This window comes from Chryseobacterium sp. Marseille-Q3244, from assembly GCF_940807095.1.
Taxonomy (GTDB): domain Bacteria; phylum Bacteroidota; class Bacteroidia; order Flavobacteriales; family Weeksellaceae; genus Chryseobacterium.
This window is the reverse complement of record NZ_CALNWX010000007.1, coordinates 115,408-134,395: the sequence shown is the minus strand read 5'-3', so window position 1 is coordinate 134,395 and position 18,988 is coordinate 115,408. Positions and strand designations below refer to the sequence as shown.

Annotated in this window: 20 protein-coding genes and 1 riboswitch; of the genes, 13 read left to right on the top strand and 7 right to left on the bottom strand. The window is 35.4% G+C overall.

Going from position 1 to position 18,988, the window contains the following annotated elements; genetic code table 11:
• The first annotated feature begins 23 nt into the window (after positions 1 to 23).
• Positions 24 to 254 (top strand): helix-turn-helix domain-containing protein, encoded by a 231-nt coding sequence (locus tag NBX25_RS14175; RefSeq protein ID WP_250254105.1) that lies wholly within the window; start codon positions 24 to 26, stop codon positions 252 to 254.
• A 20-nt stretch (positions 255 to 274) separates the two neighbouring features.
• On the opposite strand, the gene NBX25_RS14170 is transcribed toward NBX25_RS14175, so the two are convergent.
• Positions 275 to 667 carry a Fur family transcriptional regulator gene (locus NBX25_RS14170; protein WP_123911407.1) on the bottom strand — a complete coding sequence of 131 codons (393 nt, stop codon included), beginning with the start codon at positions 665 to 667 and terminating at the stop codon, positions 275 to 277.
• 89 nt (positions 668 to 756) lie between these two features.
• Between NBX25_RS14170 and NBX25_RS14165 the strand changes: the two genes are divergently transcribed.
• The 3 genes from NBX25_RS14165 to NBX25_RS14155 all read left to right on the top strand — a co-directional run bounded on the left by NBX25_RS14165 (position 757) and on the right by NBX25_RS14155 (position 3,773).
• Positions 757 to 1,095 (top strand): MerC domain-containing protein, encoded by a 339-nt coding sequence (locus NBX25_RS14165; RefSeq protein WP_250254104.1) that lies wholly within the window; start codon positions 757 to 759, stop codon positions 1,093 to 1,095.
• Positions 1,096 to 1,101: 6 nt separating this feature from the next.
• A complete protein-coding gene (locus NBX25_RS14160; protein WP_250254103.1) occupies positions 1,102 to 2,301 on the top strand; it encodes a GTP-binding protein in 1,200 nt (399 codons plus the stop codon).
• A gap of 77 nt (positions 2,302 to 2,378) precedes the next feature.
• Positions 2,379 to 3,773, top strand: coding sequence for an alkaline phosphatase (locus NBX25_RS14155; RefSeq protein ID WP_250254102.1), 1,395 nt, complete (start codon positions 2,379 to 2,381; stop codon positions 3,771 to 3,773).
• 108 nt (positions 3,774 to 3,881) lie between these two features.
• Here the strand turns inward: NBX25_RS14155 and NBX25_RS14150 are convergent, their stop codons facing one another.
• Positions 3,882 to 4,673, bottom strand: a complete 792-nt coding sequence (locus NBX25_RS14150; RefSeq protein ID WP_123911403.1) for an XRE family transcriptional regulator — start codon at positions 4,671 to 4,673, stop codon at positions 3,882 to 3,884.
• A 435-nt stretch (positions 4,674 to 5,108) separates the two neighbouring features.
• On the opposite strand from NBX25_RS14150, the gene NBX25_RS14145 reads away from it, so the two are divergent.
• The 3 genes from NBX25_RS14145 to NBX25_RS14135 all read left to right on the top strand — a co-directional run bounded on the left by NBX25_RS14145 (position 5,109) and on the right by NBX25_RS14135 (position 7,977).
• Positions 5,109 to 5,393 (top strand): bacteriocin-like protein, encoded by a 285-nt coding sequence (locus NBX25_RS14145; protein ID WP_066694205.1) that lies wholly within the window; start codon positions 5,109 to 5,111, stop codon positions 5,391 to 5,393.
• A gap of 219 nt (positions 5,394 to 5,612) precedes the next feature.
• Positions 5,613 to 7,688, top strand: a complete 2,076-nt coding sequence (locus NBX25_RS14140) for a TonB-dependent receptor domain-containing protein (RefSeq protein WP_250254101.1) — start codon at positions 5,613 to 5,615, stop codon at positions 7,686 to 7,688.
• Positions 7,660 to 7,977: a TonB-dependent receptor gene (locus tag NBX25_RS14135; protein ID WP_250254100.1), complete on the top strand. Its 318-nt coding sequence runs from the start codon at positions 7,660 to 7,662 to the stop codon at positions 7,975 to 7,977. The genes NBX25_RS14140 and NBX25_RS14135 overlap by 29 nt, the downstream gene beginning before the upstream one ends.
• 117 nt (positions 7,978 to 8,094) lie before the next feature.
• On the opposite strand, the gene NBX25_RS14130 is transcribed toward NBX25_RS14135, so the two are convergent.
• The gene (locus NBX25_RS14130) at positions 8,095 to 8,556 is read right to left on the bottom strand and encodes an Lrp/AsnC family transcriptional regulator (RefSeq protein WP_250254099.1); all 462 of its coding nucleotides are present in this window, start codon (positions 8,554 to 8,556) and stop codon (positions 8,095 to 8,097) included.
• A gap of 189 nt (positions 8,557 to 8,745) precedes the next feature.
• Positions 8,746 to 8,931: riboswitch (cobalamin riboswitch) on the top strand.
• 174 nt (positions 8,932 to 9,105) lie between these two features.
• On the opposite strand from NBX25_RS14130, the gene metE reads away from it, so the two are divergent.
• On the top strand, positions 9,106 to 11,409 hold the full coding sequence (gene metE, locus NBX25_RS14125; RefSeq protein WP_250254098.1) for a 5-methyltetrahydropteroyltriglutamate--homocysteine S-methyltransferase: 2,304 nt from the start codon (positions 9,106 to 9,108) through the stop codon (positions 11,407 to 11,409).
• 80 nt (positions 11,410 to 11,489) lie between these two features.
• Here metE and NBX25_RS14120 read toward each other — a convergent pair whose 3' ends face one another.
• From NBX25_RS14120 to NBX25_RS14105, 4 genes are read right to left on the bottom strand one after another with little or no spacing between them, the layout of a single operon-like run.
• Complete coding sequence (locus NBX25_RS14120) at positions 11,490 to 11,912, bottom strand: GNAT family N-acetyltransferase (RefSeq protein WP_250254097.1); 423 nt, start codon at positions 11,910 to 11,912, stop codon at positions 11,490 to 11,492.
• Between the two features lie 59 nt (positions 11,913 to 11,971).
• Entirely contained in the window at positions 11,972 to 12,550 is a 579-nt protein-coding gene (locus tag NBX25_RS14115) for a Crp/Fnr family transcriptional regulator (RefSeq protein ID WP_250254096.1), read from the bottom strand.
• Between the two features lie 57 nt (positions 12,551 to 12,607).
• Positions 12,608 to 13,429, bottom strand: coding sequence for an anti-sigma factor (locus NBX25_RS14110; protein ID WP_250254095.1), 822 nt, complete (start codon positions 13,427 to 13,429; stop codon positions 12,608 to 12,610).
• A gap of 1 nt (position 13,430) precedes the next feature.
• Positions 13,431 to 14,000: an RNA polymerase sigma factor gene (locus tag NBX25_RS14105; RefSeq protein ID WP_228412798.1), complete on the bottom strand. Its 570-nt coding sequence runs from the start codon at positions 13,998 to 14,000 to the stop codon at positions 13,431 to 13,433.
• A gap of 89 nt (positions 14,001 to 14,089) precedes the next feature.
• On the opposite strand from NBX25_RS14105, the gene msrB reads away from it, so the two are divergent.
• From msrB to NBX25_RS14080, 5 genes are all read left to right on the top strand, one after another.
• Positions 14,090 to 14,605 carry a peptide-methionine (R)-S-oxide reductase MsrB gene (gene msrB, locus NBX25_RS14100; protein WP_123911396.1) on the top strand — a complete coding sequence of 172 codons (516 nt, stop codon included), beginning with the start codon at positions 14,090 to 14,092 and terminating at the stop codon, positions 14,603 to 14,605.
• 118 nt (positions 14,606 to 14,723) lie between these two features.
• Entirely contained in the window at positions 14,724 to 15,293 is a 570-nt protein-coding gene (locus NBX25_RS14095; RefSeq protein WP_123911395.1) for a fasciclin domain-containing protein, read from the top strand.
• Positions 15,294 to 15,376: 83 nt separating this feature from the next.
• Positions 15,377 to 16,090 carry a ferritin-like domain-containing protein gene (locus tag NBX25_RS14090; RefSeq protein WP_250254094.1) on the top strand — a complete coding sequence of 238 codons (714 nt, stop codon included), beginning with the start codon at positions 15,377 to 15,379 and terminating at the stop codon, positions 16,088 to 16,090.
• Positions 16,091 to 16,115: 25 nt separating this feature from the next.
• Positions 16,116 to 16,931: a ferritin-like domain-containing protein gene (locus NBX25_RS14085; RefSeq protein ID WP_250254093.1), complete on the top strand. Its 816-nt coding sequence runs from the start codon at positions 16,116 to 16,118 to the stop codon at positions 16,929 to 16,931.
• A gap of 438 nt (positions 16,932 to 17,369) precedes the next feature.
• Entirely contained in the window at positions 17,370 to 18,866 is a 1,497-nt protein-coding gene (locus NBX25_RS14080; RefSeq protein ID WP_250254092.1) for a BspA family leucine-rich repeat surface protein, read from the top strand.
• Positions 18,867 to 18,988: the final 122 nt, after the last annotated feature.

Genomic DNA, 18,988 nt, shown 5'->3' with positions numbered 1-18,988 from the left:
GCGTTTCCTTTAATGCGTAGAAAATGCATCTCACCAGCAAATATCTAACGACAATAATCCGTAAACAGACAGGAAAATCTATCCTGGCTTGGATCAATGAAGCGGTTGTAGCGCAGGCAAAATCATTATTGAAAACAACCAACCTGTCAGTAATGGAAATTGCTGATGTACTAAATTTTACTGAGTCCTCACTGTTTTGTCGGTTTTTCAAAAGATATACCAGCATGACGCCTTCTGCATACAGAGGAAATTAAAGCATATATCTGGAAGTTATTTATGCCTTCATGGTGCATTTCGGACAAACACCACTGATAATAAAGTTATATTCTTCAGCAATAAAATGCTCTGGTAGACTGATTTCAGGGATTGCATTCTCAATACATGTCACTGAATGGCATTTTTTACAGTTAAAGTGAACATGATTATGAAAATGTTGTTCATGACTACATTTTCCACTGCATTTCGCAAAATTAACAACACCATCCACATTAACAATCCTGTGAATAGCTCCCTCATTTTCAAGACGTTCTAAAACCCTGTAAATCGTGACTCTATTGCAGAGCTCACCTAATTTCTTCTGAATATCAGAATGGCTCAGTGCTACCTCAGAGTCATTAATAAGGTTTAAAATTTCAGTTTTGGCGTGGGTATTTCTAACCTGTTTCATATTTTAATGCAACAAAGTTGCGTTATTTAATTTTTTATATATACATTTGCAACAAAGTTACAATAACAATTTTAAATCCTAATCTTTTTATGAAGTCAAAAATTCTTGATGCAGTAGGAATATCAGCCGCCGTTCTATGCCTGATTCATTGTATTATCTTCCCATTGTTGCTTATTATTCCTTTGGGGATATCACATAATCCTTATATCGACCTTGCATTTCTTATGATTGGAACCTTTGTGGTATACAGACAGACCAAGCAGATAACCAGCAATGGGCTGCAAATTTTATTCTGGGCTTCACTTGGATTCATTGCCATTTCAATATTGGTTGACTTTATATTTGAAATTCATCTGCCTTTCATCTATATAGGCGCAGTTGGACTGATTATAGCACATCTTATCAACTTTAAAAACCATAAACATTAAGAATACATGAAAAAGAAACTTCCTGTAACGGTACTTAGTGGTTTTTTAGGAGCTGGAAAAACAACTTTATTAAACCATATTCTACATAATAAACAAGGTTTAAAAGTAGCAGTCATTGTCAATGATATGAGTGAAATTAACATTGATGCCCGACTGGTAGAAAATCAAAACACCCTTTCAAGAACAGAAGAAAAACTGGTTGAAATGAGTAATGGATGCATCTGTTGTACATTAAGAGAAGATCTTATGGAAGAAGTAGAGCGTTTAGCTCATGAAAACCGCTTCGACTATCTTTTAATCGAAAGTACAGGAATCAGTGAACCTATTCCCGTAGCACAAACTTTTACCTATATTGATGAAGAAAGTGGAATAGACCTTTCCCGTTTCAGTTATGTAGATACTATGGTAACAGTAGTTGATGGCTTCAATTTCATGAAAGATTTTGCTTCGAATGAACGATTGATGGACCGTGATCTTACTGACATGGAGGGCGATTACCGTACCATTGTCAACCTTCTTACTGACCAGATTGAGTTTGCCAATGTTATTATTCTGAATAAAACAGATTTAATTGATCCGGAAACTCTTGGATTCTTGAAATCTGCACTTAAAAAATTAAATCCGGATGCTGTTATTCTGGAATCGGAATTTGGACAGATCGATCTCAAACATATTGTAAACACAAAACTATTTGATTTTGATAAAGCACAGTCCTCCGCAGGCTGGCAAAAGGAATTAGAGTCTGACCATCATACTCCGGAAACGGAAGAATATGGAATAGGTTCTGTAGTATTTAGAGATAAAAGACCCTTTCACCCGGAGAGACTTTGGGAATATCTTAATCATTATCCGGAAGGCATATTAAGAGCTAAAGGACTTTTCTGGCTGGCTTCCAGACCTGATGATGCATTGAATTTTTCCCAGGCTGGAGGCTCATTTCGCCTGGAGAAAGCAGGAGTTTGGTGGAGCAGTATGCCTTTGAGTCAAAGGGCACAATATGTTTCTTTTATAGAAAATCAGGAATTTATCGAAAGCAGATGGGATAAAAATTGGGGCGACAGAATGAATGAATTGGTTTTCATTGGACAATATCTAGACAAAGAGCAAATTTTACAAAATCTCACTCACTGTCTAATCAATGATATTGAAAAGGAATTATTTGACCAAAAATCAGATTTTGAAGATCCATTTCCAAAACATATTTAAATTTAACTATTTATTAATGCAACTAAGTGTCATTAAATAGAAATATGAAATAATTTAGGGTATTATTTATACAATATATGGATAGAAGAAAATTTCTAAAAGGTTCAGTTTTACTTTCAGGATTATTATCCCTGTCACCCTCTGAACTTTGGAGTTCTAAAAAGAATATTGCTCTTCCAGAAAACGGAAAAGCAAAAAATATTATATTTCTAATCAGTGATGGAATGAGTCTGGGAACACTTTCAATGGCAGATCTTTATTCCAGAAATATTTTAGGAAAGGAAAGTCATTGGCTCAGTTTATATCATCAGAAAAAAGTTTCACGGGCACTAATGGATACTGCTTCTGCCAGTTCTGTTGTAACAGATTCTGCTGCCGCCAGTTCCGCTTTCGGAGGAGGAATAAGGGTACAGAACGGAGTATTAAATATGGGTGCTCATGGAGAAACCCATATTCCAATATGGCAAAAATATAAAAAAGCTGGAAAAAAAATTGGCTGTGTAACTACTGTAACCATTACGCATGCCACTCCTGCGGGTTTCTGCGTCAATTCAGCCAAAAGAAATGCAGAACCTCAAATTGCTGAAATGTATGCAGAACTGGGAATAGATGTTCTGATGGGAGGAGGAGATGAGTTTTTTAATCCATTAAAAAGAGAAGACCAAAAAGATCTCTATTCTGTTTACAGAAAAAAGAAATATCAAGTTCTGAAAAATCGTGCCGATCTAAAAACGATTAAAAAGGGAGACAAAATATTAGGAATCTTCAATACAGGAGCTTTGCCTTACAGTATTGACAGGGCTAATCTTTCTGAGTTCGAGAATACTCCGAGTTTAGCAGAGATGACAGGAGCTGCTATTGATCATATGAAGGATCATCCGGAAGGTTTTGTTCTTCAGATAGAAGGTGGAAAAGTGGACTGGGCTGCTCATGCCAACGATATTGCTGCACTGATTCACGATCAGTTGGCATTTGACGATGCCGTGAAAACAGCAATAGATTTTGCTGAAAAAGATGGAAACACCTTAGTCATTATCACAACAGATCATGGAAATGCTAATCCGGGAATAATTTATGGGAATAAGGCAACTCAAAACTTTAATAGTATTTCATCCTATCAATATACCAATGAATATATTCTGAATAAAATCCATAAAGACCATTCAGTCAAGGATATAAAAGACTGGATATATGAAGCTAACAAACTGACATTAAGCGATGATGAAGCCAAACACTTGCAAAGTTTTTATAACGGACTCGAAAAAGAAGAAGGACTTTATAATTATAAGAAATTACCGTTCAAACTTTATTCAGAAATTCAGAAAAGCCAGAATTCAGTAGGCTGGATCAGCATGGATCATTCAGGAGATTATGTGGAAGTAGCAGCCTACGGACCAGGAAGTCAGCTTTTACAGCCTTATATTAAAAATACAGATCTTCATGATCTAATGCTGGAAGCATCTCCTATATAATATAACGAGAAAGTATTTTCATATCATATTAACATTTTTATTTGGTTTTAAAACAGGCTCTCCAATTTAATTTGAAGAGCCTGTTTATTTGTCATGTTATTACATCATTTATTTCGAAGATTTTCTACGACGTGTAGACACTTTTTTATCCAATTCTTTGATGTCCTGTCTCAATTCCCTGAACATTTCTTTGAAATTGTAGCTTTCATAATCTCCCGGTTCAAAATCTTCCGGAAAAATTCCTGAGGCATATTGCCAGATTTCTACGATATCTTCAAACGCAATGTCATAAGGTTCATAGAAAGAGTTATCTGCACTTACACAGATCGCATTTCCTTTATGTTCCTTAAAACGTTTATAGGTAATCCCATCGTTTTGAGTAATAAAAACATAGGTTTTTCCAGGTTTCAGTTCGTCAATTCCCTCTACATATTTTCCCACAATATAAGAACCGTTTCTGAATGGTGGCATTGAATCTCCGTCTGCCGGAAATGCTCTGTATTTTCCATTATTTAAAAAGGGTAGGGCAATGCGTTGAAGGCTTTCAATATATCCCACATCACTGTATCCTTCCAGATACCCCATAGAAGCTTTCTGGGGAATGATTTCGATGGTATCATTTCCAAGATCATCCACAGCTACCGGCAGAACGATTCTATTATCCGGAAGCTTCAGCATATCCTCTGTTGAATACTTTTGGAGATCCACAGACAATAACAGATCTATACTGACATGAAAATATTTGGATATTTTAACAAGAAGCTCGATAGGAGGTTCTGAAATTCCATTTTCGTATTTAGAATATCTCACTCGGGAGATCGTAAGATCATCAGCTACATTTTGTTGAGAAACCTTTCTCTTGGCTCTCAGAGAGCGTATATTATTTGAAAAAATTGACATTGATAGAAGTATGTCCACAAAAATACGAATTTTGCCTCCTGTTATCAATAATAAAGAAAGCATTTACCACAAAATTTGGAGAATTTTATCATTTGTTAACTATAGACACTAAAATCGACAGATAAAATATCTGTTTTTAATGGCTAATCCCTTGTTTTTATCCTAAAAAAACTCATTTTGACAAATTTTTAATATTAACCAAAAAAAAGTTCGGTTATATTGAAAATATTAACTCTACTATTTAAAATTTGAGATATGTTTTTTAAAATTTAGTAAATCAATCAGATACAAACAAAAACGACATTACTAAAATTATCCATTTATATTAACGAAATATTAAATAATAAAATTGTTTAATTATTTTATTCAAAATAATATAAGTTTATTATTATTTATCATATATTTGTGATGTATTAATCATATAAAATTTTAATCATGAAAAATTTCAAAAAACTAGACAGAAACGAACTAAAATCTATTTCAGGAGAAGGATTACTCGATCCAATTGGAGGATTAATCGGTGGTCTAGGTGGCGTTGTTGGTGGCGTTATCGGAGGAGTAGGTACTATCGTTGGCGGTGTTGTTGGCGGTGTAGGTTCTACAGTAGGTGGTGTTATCGGCGGTGTTGGTACCGTTGTAGGAAACGCTTTATGCCAAACACAGTGTGTCGTTAATGGTGTAATCCACATCAAATTATTAGAGTGTGGTTCTACTTGCTAATCAGCAGCTCCATTAAAAGTTAAAAAAGTATGCCGCTCTTTTCAGAGCGGCTTTTTTATTTTAATAAAAAATAATATCAATAAACACCAATACATACCTATCTATCCTCTAGTTATTTAGCTTTAATTTCATTTATACATCTGTAAATCATTAAAGCAACTATGTTGCATTAATAAATTTAATTATCTAGATTTGCCTGATAATTAAAGTAACATGCACATGAAAAAGACCCTTTATTTTTTGATGGGAAGCTCTCTTATCTACCCATCACTACTGAAAGCGCAGAAACTTAATCCTGAAAAAAAGAATGTAAAAGACATAGAGTCTATACAAATACAAGGAAAAACGGATTACAACAGTGTAAATATTTCGAGGAAGAAGCTGGATTTTATTCAATCCAATACTTTGGGGGAAACCCTGAGAAAAATCCCAGGTATCCAAAATTCCGGATATGGCCCTAACTCTGGTGCTCCGGTTATCAGAAGCCTCAGCGGAAATCGTGTAAAAATACTGGAAAACGGAGTTGCAGTAAACGATCTTTCCGGGATAAGCCCAGATTTTAATACTGATATTGAAATGAACAGTGTTCAAAACATTACTGTTTATAAAAACTCCGCATCAGTCCTTTATGGAGGGAAAGCTATTGGAGGAGCTATCGATATTGAAACAGATTATGTTCCCCGTCAATTGCCCAATAAAACAATCAATTTTCGTGGACTCCTTGAGGGCGGAAGTAATAGTGGACAAAAACAGGCATTCTCAGCAAAAGGAGTTATCGCAAAAAACTGGGTATGGACGGTGGGAGCAGCCAACCAAAAACAAGAAATTGTAAGAATTCCCGGAAAATCTAAGGACAGCAGATGTTATGATCCCTCATTAGTAGGCTTCAACAGCATTTTGCAATCTCTTTGCCAGATAGAAGTAGATTCAAGGCACGTACTCAACAAAAGTCTCTTTCCATATATCAGTCAGTTTGCTATAGATCATATGATAGAATACGAACTTTCAGAAGGAGACCTATACACATTCAGTCCTACCTATTACAATCCTTCAGATGGTAAACATTATCCCAACCCAAAGAATCAACTGTATGTTTCCGGTCAGGATCCTGTAAAAGACCGCTATAAAGATGAAGTTAATAATATCAGAGATTACGTTCAAACAAAAGATGGAGAAATCCCCAACAGCCATTCGGAAAGCAATTCTTTTTATGTTGGAACAAGTTATATAGGAAAATCATTCTATGCAGGTGGAGCTTATCAAAACTCTTTTTCATATTTTGGTGTTCCTGGCTATACTCTTCCCAAAATGCCGCAGCACACTCACGGAAAGCCTCAACCCAAAATAGAGTACCGACCTATCAATATCAGGAGCTTATCTCATAAAGCAATGTTTGAGTCCGGTTATCAATTTACAGGTTTCCCAATTTCCAGTATCAAATTAAATTATATGGGAGTATTTTCAAAAAACGCTGAACTTATTGATCGCCAGCGGGCCAATCAGTTTGAAGTGAATCAGCATAATGGGCGTTTGGAAATTGTACAACAGAAACTGAAATTCCTCAGTGGAACCACAGGTCTTGACATTCAATATAGAGATATGACAGGAGATGGGAAACAGAGATACCTACCCAATACGATAAGCCGCGAAATCGGAATATTTACGATGCAGCATCTTGATTTCAACAGTGTTCAACTGGATCTAGGCTATAGGAATGATCATGTTCAGCGCAGAGCAGATGCAGATAAAAAATACGTAAGAAGCCGTGGTCTTTCAGGAGGAAAACTCAGCGACAGGGATTTTACGCTTCACCAGCTTCATACTTCAGCACAGTGGAATATCTTTAAAAAAGCTTATTTAAAAGCCCAGTATAATCACTCCGAAAGAGCCCCGGAAGTGAACGAACTTTACGCAGGGAATAATCATTTCGCGATCCTGACGGAAGAAAACGGTGATGACAGACTAGATAAAGAAATAGCAAAAACTGTAGAACTGGGAGCCGGAATCAATCTGAAAAATCTTCGTGTATCTGCTAACTGGTACCATACTTCCTATAAAAATTATATTTATCTCGCTCACACCGGAATTTCCCGGGAAGTTTTCCTGGTTAAAGAATGGCGTTCTGATGATACTGAAATCAACGGAGTTGAAGCAGAAGCTGCTTACAAAGTTGATCTTAACAAAATAGGAAAATGGGAAATAGGAGCTTATTATGATCTGGTAAGAAACATCAGTGTTGCAGACAGCTCAATAAGAAAATGGAGCGATGGTGATTATATGCCGTTTTGGATTTAATCTTGAAGGTAATATACAGAATTTCAGCATCAATATTGGTTTTGACCATTATTTAAAACAAAAATACTTAGGAAAGAATATTAATCCTGAACTTCCAATGCCTGCATTTTCATTGCTTAATGTCCGCGTTTCCTATAAAGACGATAGCTTAGGAATAGGAAATTTGGAATATTATATCGTGGGAAACAATCTGTTGAATTCTGAAGCAAGGCTTCAAAACTCACAACTAAAGTTCCTAAGTCCCCTACCAGGCATTAATATCTCAGCCGGAATAAAAATAACAATATAATCTATATTTTGGGGCAGAACACTTGTAAAACATGACTATTATTTACTGTGTATGCCCCAATTTTGATTCTTGCAACAGCATGAAATTCAATATCTAAAATTTTTAACGGATACCTTTTTATAAAGTTATCCCTTGATTATTCTTTACTTCAGCCATTACAAATGTGCTATGGGTACTCCCTATAGAATCTACAGAGCCTAGCTTATTGAATACAAAATCCTGATAATGTTTCATATCCCGAACCTGAACCTTTAATAAGAAATCAAAATCTCCGGAAATATTGTAACATTCTGCCACTTCCTGAATTTCCAGAATTTCTTTTACAAAATCATAACCCACGGACCGATCATGAATTTTTAATTTGATCTGGCAAAACACCGTAAATCCGCGATTAAGCTTTTCAGCATCCAGAACCGCCGCATATCTTTTCACGAAACCTTCCTGCTCAAGCCTTCTTACCCGCTCAAAAACAGGAGATGGAGATAGATTAACTTCCTTTGCCAGCTCTTTAACTGTCAGCTTTGCGTTGTTCTGAAGCAGTTTCAAGAGTTTTAAATCCTTATCATCGAGTTGTTCCACAGAATATTATTCTTTTAGAGTTTAAAATCATCCAAATTTACAGAATTATATTCTATATAATACCATTTAAAAAGTTTATTTAACCGAATAAATTACTTTTAATTGCTATTATATTCTGTTTTAATAATTTTACACAAAATTAAAATCTTTTATCAGGCTTGATATTGATAAAAGATCAGTTCTTTACAATCTTCATCAAACAGGAAAGGTTTTACTTAAGGTAAATTAATAGGGAATCGTGTGAAAATCACGAACTGTCGCGCAACTGTAAGTAACACACCAAAGGTTTCTGTCCTTGGATATCCACTGCCAAAAGCAGGAAGGATGACAGAAACCGTTACAAGTCAGGAGACCTGCCTTTACTGAATTGACAATGCTTTCGCGGTCTGAAGCTTTTGAGTCATACAGATGATATATTGCAGTACATTTTATCTCCGGATGAAGTAGTACCATGCACTTGTATCATTGATTTCAAATTTTTCTATCCTAGCAAGTATTACGAAGCATGAAAAGAGCATTTAAAATAAGTTTAATTTAAAATTTGTAAAAATGCAAACTCACATTCTGGGCTATCCGCGTATTGGTAGCAAAAGAGAACTTAAAAAAGCCTGCGAACAATATTGGTCAGGTAAAATTGTTTTGGAAGAACTTCTTACCGTAGGAAGAAACATCTGCAGTCAAAACTGGAACCTTCAGAAAGAAGCCGGAATTGATCTTATTCCATGTAATGATTTTTCTTATTACGATCAGGTTCTGGATATGAGTCTGGTAGTAGGCGCTATTCCAACGCGCTATCATGAAGTAGCCCTGAAAAAAAACAATTCTGAATTGGATCTTTATTTTGCCATGGCAAGAGGATACCAGAAAGATGAATTAGATATCACAGCCATGGAAATGACCAAATGGTTTGATACCAATTATCACTACATCGTTCCTGAATTTCATAAAAACCAGCAATTCAAACTTACTTCAGATAAGATTTTCAATGAATTTGCAGGCGCCAAACAGGCGGGGATCAATGCAAAACCTGTGATTATCGGTCTCGTTTCTTATCTGCTTTTAGGAAAAGAGAAGGAAGAAGGATTTGATAAACTGGATCTTGCCCACAATCTTCTTCCGGTCTATGTTGAGATTATCTCAAAACTACAAAGCCAGGGCGCTCAGTGGATTCAGTTTGATGAACCCTTTTTAGCATTAGATATCAATGAAAAAGCAAAAGAAGTCTATACTTTTGTGTATGCTGAACTTAGAAGACAGTTTCCAAAGCTTACATTCATTGTAACCACTTATTTTGAAGGATTAAAGAATAATTTAGCTCTTGCCACATCACTTCCTGTAAATGTTCTGCATATTGATCTGGTAAGAAATCCTGAACAACTCGAAGATGTTCTTCATTCTATTCCTGAACACCTGAGTCTGTCTCTTGGAATCGTAGACGGAAGAAACATATGGAAAAATGATTACGAAAACTCTCTATCCTTTATTAAAAAAGCAATCGAAACACTGGGAGCTGAAAGAGTTTTAATCGCTCCGTCATGCTCCCTGCTTCATTCACCATGTGATTTAGACTTTGAAACCAGCCTTAATGCTGAAATCAAAAACTGGCTCGCTTTCGCAAAACAAAAAGTAAAAGAAGTGGTTACCCTGAAAGAATTAGCTTCAGAAACTTCTGATGAGAATATTCTTCAGGATTTTGAAGAAAATAAAAAAGCGGTTTCAGATAGAAAAACATCTTCATTGATCCATAATGAAAATGTAAAACTCAGAGCGAATGCCGTGACTGAGAAAGATTCACAAAGAAAAAATTCTTTCCATATCCGTAAAGAAGAGCAACAAAAAGCATTGCAGCTTCCTTTATTTCCCACTACAACCATCGGATCATTTCCACAGACAGCAGAAGTAAGAACCTGGAGGGCAAAATTCAAAAAAGGAGAACTGACTGCAGAACAATATGATGCTTTATTAAAAGAAGAAACCCAAAGAACCATCCGTTGGCAGGAAAGTATCGGAATAGACGTTCTTGTACATGGAGAATATGAACGTAATGATATGGTGGAATATTTCGGAGAGCAACTGAAAGGATTTACCTTTACTAAAAACGGCTGGGTACAAAGCTATGGAAGCCGTTGCGTAAAACCTCCGATCATCTTCGGAGATGTATCCAGACCTGAACCTATGACCGTATACTGGTCTCAATATGCTCAGTCTCAAACCAATCAATGGGTAAAAGGAATGTTAACAGGTCCTGTAACCATATTACAATGGTCATTTGTACGCGATGATCAGCCCCGTTCTGAAACTTGTAAACAGATTGCTCTTGCCATTCGTGATGAAGTTCAGGATCTGGAAAAGGCAGGCATCAGAATTATTCAGATTGATGAACCAGCTATCCGTGAAGGCCTTCCATTGAGGAAAACAGAATGGCAAAATTACCTGAAATGGGCTGTAGAGGCATTTAAAATATCAGCAAGTGGAGTAGAAGACGCTACCCAGATTCATACTCATATGTGTTATTCGGAATTTAATGATATCATTAAGAATATTGCAGATATGGATGCGGATGTGATTACGATAGAATGTTCAAGATCTCAAATGGAGCTTCTACATGCTTTTGCAGATTTCAAATATCCTAATGAAATCGGTCCCGGAGTTTATGACATTCATTCTCCGAGAGTTCCTTCGAAGCAAGAAATGATTGAACTGCTGAAAAAAGCACAGGATGTAATTCCTGCTCATCAGCTTTGGGTAAATCCTGACTGTGGATTGAAAACCAGACATTGGGAAGAAACAGAAAAAGCTTTAATTGCTATGGTTGCTGCTGCTAAAGAAGCGTCTGTAGAATATGCATCTTAACTATTTTCAACCTCATAGAAAATCAAAAAAGCATCCGATTTGGATGCTTTTTGGTTATCATATAAATTTCTTTTACCAAATTATAATCCCATATGTAAAATAGGATATTCTTTACCCTGATTATCTAATGCTGATCTATCAAGAACACGGAATCCGATATATTGATAGAAGCCCACGGCCTGAGCATTTTGTTCATTCACATCTACTTTATTTACGTTTAGATGATTGATTCCATACTGAATCAGTTTTTTACCAATCCCTTTACCACGATAATCGTTATGAATAAACAGCATTTCAAGATTTCCTTCAGCAATTCCCATAAATCCAACTAAAGTTCCATTTTCTTCAAACCCTAATAAAGTAACATGTTCAAAATAACCGGGAATCTCTTTTTTATAATAATTAAAATCTTCCTCTTTCAGAAAATCATGGGTATTGAGTACAGAACTTTCCCAGATTTTCATGAGCAGAGGATAATCTATTTCATGTATTTCTCTTATCATAGTCGTAAATTTTGAGTAGCAAAAATCGTATTTTTTACCTCTCAACCACTGAACCTGGGTTAAAAAATCCGTTTCCGTATTCTGCTTAATGCTTGTGGAGTAATCCCCAAATAGGAAGCAATATCCTTTAATGGAATACAATTGAAAGTATTTCCAAATTCTTCCATCATCTGTAAATAATACTGTTCGGGAGTGTATTTTATCAGGGCGATATTTCTATTCAAAAGCTTATTCAACAATCTGGCTGTCAGATTTTCAAAGACTGCTTTCAAACCAGGAATCGCTTCATATAGCTTGATAGCCTGTTCCTGATTAATCCTATATATTTCACAATCTGTAATGGTCTGCACATTAAAAGTTGACTTTTCCTGGAGGGTAAATGAAATATTAGACAAAGAAAAGGAGCCTTCCTTACAAAACCAGAAGGTTTGTTCCTCACCTTTATGATTTAAGGTCCAGCAACGTGCTATACCATTGAAAATAAAATAACTGTATTTCTCTAATTCACCTTCCTGAATAAGAAATGTGTTCTTTTTAACCCATATTCGTTCAAAAAACTGGTCAAAAAGCTCAGATTCAGCTGTATTAAATGTATTGAGATCAACATTGAACTCTTTGAATAATTTTTCTAAAAGCATTCCTTAAATGATAAAAAGCTTTTAACCAGATAGGAGATGAATATTGAATAGGAATCCTTATACTCCTCCCATTACATACATATTTTCCATAGTAGGAACACTACTTCCGCCTTCTTTTTCAAGTGTGATGGCAAAAGCCTGTGCTTTTGAAATGGTAGCCAATGCAATCTGGCTATCTTTATTTTCGGCATACATTCCTGCATTTACAGGTTTTCCGTCTTCAATAGCCCAAAGCTGGTACTGCATCCCGATTGGGGCTTTAGGAAGATTTTCAGCATTCAGGTAAACTTCTTTTGTCTTTTTATCCCAGAAAACCATGGCTTTGGCATCCTGATGCTTTTCTACGCCTTTTAACATTACCATTTGCATATCCGGATTAGAGAACATATTCAGTTTCTGATCCATCTTTTTCATAGCAGCATCCTGAGATTGCTTTTCTGCTGCCAATTTTGTCATTTCTTGCTTCGTAGCCGACTGGCTGTTCATCCAAAATAGATTGCCTGCAATACTTACAAGGAATAAAACAGATGCCGCAACAGCATAGGCTTTCCAATTAATATTCTTCTTGGCTTCTCCTTCAATTTTAATTTCTTCCTGATCTTTTGAGACAGGAGTATTTACAGGAATAGAAAAGGTTTCTTCTTCAGCAGATTGTTTCTGCTGAATGGTATTCCAAATTTTAGATTTCAGATCACTTGGAGGTGTTACAGCCTGGGCAGTAGCCAGATCTTCCAAAGTTTTTTGCGCTTCTTCATAAGCGGCTTTCACTTCAGCATTGTTTTTCATCACACACTCCAAAATGCCTGCTTCCTCGGGAGAAGCATGACCTAGAATATAAGATTCTATAATTCCGGATGATATGTATTCCTTAGTGTTCAATTTATTGATAATCTTTTAGCAAATCTTTTAATTTCATCAGCGTATTACGCATTTTAGTTTTTACCGTTCCCAGCGGTATCTTCAGTTTTTCGGATATTTCATTTTGGGTATATCCCTGATAATAAGCAAGATTAATAAGTTCCTGCTTGTCCACTTCCAGCCCTTCAAGTACATTGTTAAATCCAATATAATCGGATGAATTATTGGTCGTTGAAAGTTCTGTAGTGTTATATACGAAATCCGGAAGTGATTGGTTTTTAAGTTCGTTTTGGAACCCTTTCGATTTTAGATAATCGATCGCTGTATTGCGGGCAATATTAATCATCCAGGTATAAAATCTTCCTTTGGAAGCATCATATTGATGAATAGAATTCCAAATTTTAACAAAAACATCCTGGAGGATTTCTTCCGTATATTCTTTAGACTGAACAATACGAAGAACAACACCATACAACGCACCGGAATAGTGGTCATACAGATAATGAAAACCGTTTTCGTTTTTTTCTTTCAGTAAAACGATAAGTTCCTCTTCTGAGCAGGTTGTTTTAATAACTTTTATTTTTCTATCCAAATGTAATAAAATAAAACATATTCTCAACAAAATCTGAATATTCTTTTATCCCGTATATGATATTAAGAGAAAAATTTAAAATAACTATTATGAAAAATCTAATATCAAAACTACTATTACTCTCTTGTATAGCAATAGCCACCGGAGAATATAAAGCACAAACAGATCTTTTTAAAACTAAAAATCCTTATTACTCCCATACTGCTGAATCTCCACTGAAGATTAGTAATTCGGAATGGAAAAAGATTTTAAAACCTGAACTCTATCAGGTTGCCAGAGAAGGAGCCACTGAAACTGCGTTCACTGGAAAATATTATGAACTTGATGAGAAAGGAACCTATTATTGTGCAGTATGTGGAAATGCCCTGTTTCTTTCTACTTCAAAATTTGCTACTACTTGTGGCTGGCCGTCTTTTTATCAACCTATTCGTAAAAATAGTGTTACCTACAGAAAAGATACTTCTTACAATATGATCCGAACAGAGGTTCTATGTGGAAGATGTGGTTCTCATTTGGGACATATCTTCGAAGATGGTCCGAAACCGACAGGAAAACGCTTTTGTATGAACTCTATTTGCCTTGATTTCATCCCAAGTAAAAAATAATACATTGATTTACAGCTATTTAAATTAAATTTTATTTTTTTTCAATCTAAAATAAAACCAAGCTCGTAAATGATATTAAAACACAAATTAAATATAATTAATTAAAAAAAATATTACAATGAACACACGAACAAAAATCACAGTTTTAGCAATGGTAGCTTTATCATTTGCTTTCAGTGGGAAGGTAAATGCACAAATGATGAAAGAAAAAACAGTAATGGTAGGAGGTGCTCCTATGTACCCTTCCAAAAACATTATTGAAAATGCTGTAAACTCTAAGGATCATAAAACCCTGGTTGCTGCAGTAAAAGCTGCAGGACTGGTAGAAACCTTAGAAGGAAAAGGCCCTTTCACAGTATTGGCTCCTACAGATGCTGCATTTGCAAAACTACCGAAAGGAACAGTAGAAAATCTTGTAAAGCCTGAAAATAAAGCAATGCTTACCAGCATTTTAACTTACCATGTTCTTCCTGGGAAATACAGTGCTAAAGAAATATGGGCAGCTGTAAAAGCAGGAAACGGAAAAAGCATGATGAAAACAGTGCAGGGAGAAGAGCTTACTTTCTGGACAAAAGGAAAAGATCTTTATATAAAAGATGCTAAAGGAAACAGTGCCAAAGTAACCATTGCAGATGTTAATCAATCCAACGGTGTTATTCACGTAATCGATACGGTTCTGATGCCTTAAAACCATAAGAATTAAAACAGCATATTGAGTATGCTGTTTTTTCTTCTTCTCACATATAATCAAACACTTAAAAAATTAATATTATGAAAAAAACAATTCATGTTTCTAATCAGGATGCTACTCTTGATACAGGCAGAAGAAATTTTCTAAAATTGAGTGGAGTAGGATTAGCTATTGCAGGGCTCACCATGATAGGCTGTAATGATGATGATGATTTTCAACAGATGAATAATGACCAGATTTTTGATCTTGGATCAGGAGATGTTGGCGTATTAAATTATGCTTATGCCCTTGAACAGCTGGAAGCTGATTTCTATACTAAGGTAGTTAATAATTTTTATGCGGGTATTTCCAGTATTGAAAAAGAAGTTTTTACAGATCTATATCACCATGAAGTTATTCATAGGGACTTTTTTAAGGCCGCAATCAGTGGAGTCACCCAGAATGTTCTTCCAAAACTTGATTTTCAGTACCCTAATGTAAATTTTAATGACAGAAACTCTGTATTGGCTACAGCAAAAGCATTGGAAGATACAGGAGTAGCAGCGTATAACGGTGCCGGAAAATACATCACCAATTCCGCTTATCTTGTTATTGCAGGAAAAATAGTTTCAGTAGAAGCAAGACATGCCTCAGCCATTAGAAATCTGATCAACCCCGGATCTGCAGATTTTTCAGGGGATGATGTAATAGATGCCAATGGACTTGACGTTGCCAAAGAACCTAAAGACATTGTAATGGTGGCCGGAGGATTTATCAAAAACCGCTTCACCTGGAAAGAAAGAGGCATTAATTAATTATTTATCTTCAAAAACTTACATTATGAATATTCTTAAATTATTAGATAAGCTTTCTTATGATAAATTTTTTACAACGGAAGCCTCAAGATTAGAAGCAATCACGAATATGTCATTATTCGGTAAAAAAGCAGCTGTAGCAGCAGTTCCACTTGGTTTGGGTGCCTTAATGGCAACTCCGGCAAAAGCGGAAACAGTGAATAAACAAGTCACAGGAACTGCATTAAAAAGCACTTTAACTGATGCCTTACAATTAGCTCTGGTACTGGAATATCTTGAAGATGAATATTACAGTAAAGGACTCTCTACCGCGGGTCTGATTCCCAATGCAGACAGAACCGTTTTCATGCAAATTTCAAAACATGAATCGGCACATGTAAGTTTTCTAAAAAGTACCCTTACTTCTTTAGGAGTTACTCCGGGAGCTAAACCTACCTTTGATTTTACGGCTAATGGAAATTTCTCACCTTTTACAGATTACAATCAGTTTCTTATTCTTTCACAGGCTTTTGAAGACACAGGGGTAAGAGCTTACAAAGGACAGGCAGGGAACGTAATGTCAAACAAAGTGGTGCTTCAAGCAGCATTGCAGATTCATTCTGTAGAAGCAAGACATGCTTCACAGGTAAGAAGAATGAGAGCTAATAAAGGATGGATAGAACTTGCTAATGGCGGAAATATGCCTTCAGCAACCAATCCTGTTTATGCGGGAGAAGATAATACCAATCAGGCAGGATACAATACGGCAACCTCATTTGGAGCAGCAGCAGGTTCCGCGGCTTATGATGAAATTTTGAGTGGTAGTGATGCACAGACTATTGCTTCTTTATTCATTGTATAGCAGCTAAAGAAATCTTAGGATCTACCGAAAAATAACAATTATTTTTTCTCCAAAGATTTCTATATTTTTTATATTTGAAAATTAAAAGCATCCAACCGGGTGCTTTTTTGTTATACGGAATAATAGTTTTCACCGTGTTCCGTATTGTAAAACCGATCTGCTTAATCTGCAATAGTTTTTTTATTGAACAGAACCTAGTCAAAAATGCTTGATCAGATATAAACAAATAACGAAATTTTAATCCCTCTATAGCATTCATTTTCATTAAAATACAGTCAGATTTTATAAAGAAAAAAGTTGAAAATAATTTGTAATAAAATTTAATACGACAAGTTCTGTCGCTGTGCGTCTATATCTTTGTGTTAGATATAAGATACAGAATCCCGGGAAGTTATGTCTTATTAAATCTAATTTTAACCTCAAATTATTTTTTAAATTATGTACAAAAAACAACTAGTAATCATTTTTCTTTTTCTATTTTTCATTTCTTATGCACAAAATGAATTTATCACTTTGTGGAAACCTAATGTAAACGGCACCATTGATAATGCAATATCTTTTGGAGGTACCGGAACAGACTACACCATTAGCTGGGAAGAAGTAGGATATCCTCAGCATAACGGAGTCCTTAGTTCTGTCACTTCTAATAGCAGCAGTTTTACAACTATTTCTTTTGGTACCTCTTTGCATACAAACCCTATACAAGCAACCTACAAGGTTAAAGTATCTAATGGTAATGGATTATTTTATGGATTCAGAGGGAGTCCTTATATGCATGCCAGTGGAAACCCAGAACTCTTCGAAGTGAGCCAGTGGGGAGATACCGTATGGCTTCAGCAATTCAGTCAGGGATTTGCAGACTGTCCGAACCTTAATGTAACAGCCACAGATACTCCTAATTTGACGCAAATAAACAATGTATCACAGATGTTTTCTAATTGTCCGTCTTTGATTGGAAATGATTCATTTTCTAACTGGAACACAAGTACTATCACGACTATGAACGGCATGTTTAACAGAGCAACATTATTTAATCAGAATATCGGGACCTGGAATACAGCGAAAGTCACAGATTTTGGGAATATGTTTTCTTATGCCTCAGCTTTTAATCAAAATATTTCAACCTGGAATACCTCTTCCGGAAGCAATTTCTATTCAATGTTCCAGGATGCATTATCTTTCAATCAGCCATTAAATTCATGGAATACAAATAATGCTACTAATTTTAGTTATATGTTTTCTAATGCTAAATCCTTTAATCAGCCTCTTAGTAATTGGAATACAAGTAAAGTAACAAGTTTTCAGCAAATGTTTACCAATGCAGTCGCGTTTAATCAGCCCATTGGGAATTGGGATGTTAGTAAAGTTAATGATCCTTATGGATTTATGATGTTTAATGGAGCTTTACTTTTTAATCAGGATATTTCTGCCTGGAATATCAAGTTTCAAAACATTTATTCGAATTCAGTAAATTTTGGATTTAAAAATTCCGGGTTATCATGTATCAATTATAATAAATTTCTGATTGCAATCAGCAATAACCCTACATGGGCAAGCTCAGGACTCACATCCGGAAGCATAGATGCAACAGGGCTAATTTATTCTACATCGCAGACTATTATGGCGAGAGCTCAGTTGGTAAACAAAGGCTTTAACATTATTGGAGATACTTATAATGCTAGCTGCAACTCAAATTTATCAACCGCTGAAACAACAAAACAATTTAAAACCCAAGCTTACCCGAATCCAACAACAGGTGTGATCACTGTGGATGCTACGGCTAACGAAAATGTTTATTTATATGACATCACTGGTAAACTCATTAAAAATATAACTTTAAATAAAGGAAGCAATCGTATTGATCTAACAAATTACCCATCAGGCAACTATCTATTAAAAGGGAATACTATTTTCACTAAAATAGTCAAGAATTAAGCTGCTTTTTTTAATTCAGGGATAGATCTCTGAAGGAGGTATTGATACAAATCAATCTCCAAGTCTGCAGACTCTGGAGATTGATTGTTCATATTGTAGTTTAAAATATTTCAAAAACCATA

Excerpts from the sequence above, each read along its gene's own strand:
- NBX25_RS14140 (WP_250254101.1), top strand. The coding sequence starts at position 5,613 with ATGAAAAAGACCCTTTATTTTTTGATGGGAAGCTCTCTTATCTACCCA.
- NBX25_RS14150 (WP_123911403.1), bottom strand. The coding sequence starts at position 4,673 with ATGTCAATTTTTTCAAATAATATACGCTCTCTGAGAGCCAAGAGAAAG.
- NBX25_RS14080 (WP_250254092.1), top strand. The coding sequence starts at position 17,370 with ATGTACAAAAAACAACTAGTAATCATTTTTCTTTTTCTATTTTTCATT.
- msrB (WP_123911396.1), top strand. The coding sequence starts at position 14,090 with ATGAAAAATCTAATATCAAAACTACTATTACTCTCTTGTATAGCAATA.
- NBX25_RS14160 (WP_250254103.1), top strand. The coding sequence starts at position 1,102 with ATGAAAAAGAAACTTCCTGTAACGGTACTTAGTGGTTTTTTAGGAGCT.
- NBX25_RS14090 (WP_250254094.1), top strand. The coding sequence starts at position 15,377 with ATGAAAAAAACAATTCATGTTTCTAATCAGGATGCTACTCTTGATACA.
- NBX25_RS14095 (WP_123911395.1), top strand. The coding sequence starts at position 14,724 with ATGAACACACGAACAAAAATCACAGTTTTAGCAATGGTAGCTTTATCA.
- NBX25_RS14085 (WP_250254093.1), top strand. The coding sequence starts at position 16,116 with ATGAATATTCTTAAATTATTAGATAAGCTTTCTTATGATAAATTTTTT.
- NBX25_RS14170 (WP_123911407.1), bottom strand. The coding sequence starts at position 667 with ATGAAACAGGTTAGAAATACCCACGCCAAAACTGAAATTTTAAACCTT.
- NBX25_RS14175 (WP_250254105.1), top strand. The coding sequence starts at position 24 with ATGCATCTCACCAGCAAATATCTAACGACAATAATCCGTAAACAGACA.
- metE (WP_250254098.1), top strand. The coding sequence starts at position 9,106 with ATGCAAACTCACATTCTGGGCTATCCGCGTATTGGTAGCAAAAGAGAA.
- NBX25_RS14115 (WP_250254096.1), bottom strand. The coding sequence starts at position 12,550 with ATGCTTTTAGAAAAATTATTCAAAGAGTTCAATGTTGATCTCAATACA.
- NBX25_RS14120 (WP_250254097.1), bottom strand. The coding sequence starts at position 11,912 with ATGATAAGAGAAATACATGAAATAGATTATCCTCTGCTCATGAAAATC.
- NBX25_RS14135 (WP_250254100.1), top strand. The coding sequence starts at position 7,660 with ATGGTGATTATATGCCGTTTTGGATTTAATCTTGAAGGTAATATACAG.
- NBX25_RS14145 (WP_066694205.1), top strand. The coding sequence starts at position 5,109 with ATGAAAAATTTCAAAAAACTAGACAGAAACGAACTAAAATCTATTTCA.
- NBX25_RS14155 (WP_250254102.1), top strand. The coding sequence starts at position 2,379 with ATGGATAGAAGAAAATTTCTAAAAGGTTCAGTTTTACTTTCAGGATTA.
- NBX25_RS14165 (WP_250254104.1), top strand. The coding sequence starts at position 757 with ATGAAGTCAAAAATTCTTGATGCAGTAGGAATATCAGCCGCCGTTCTA.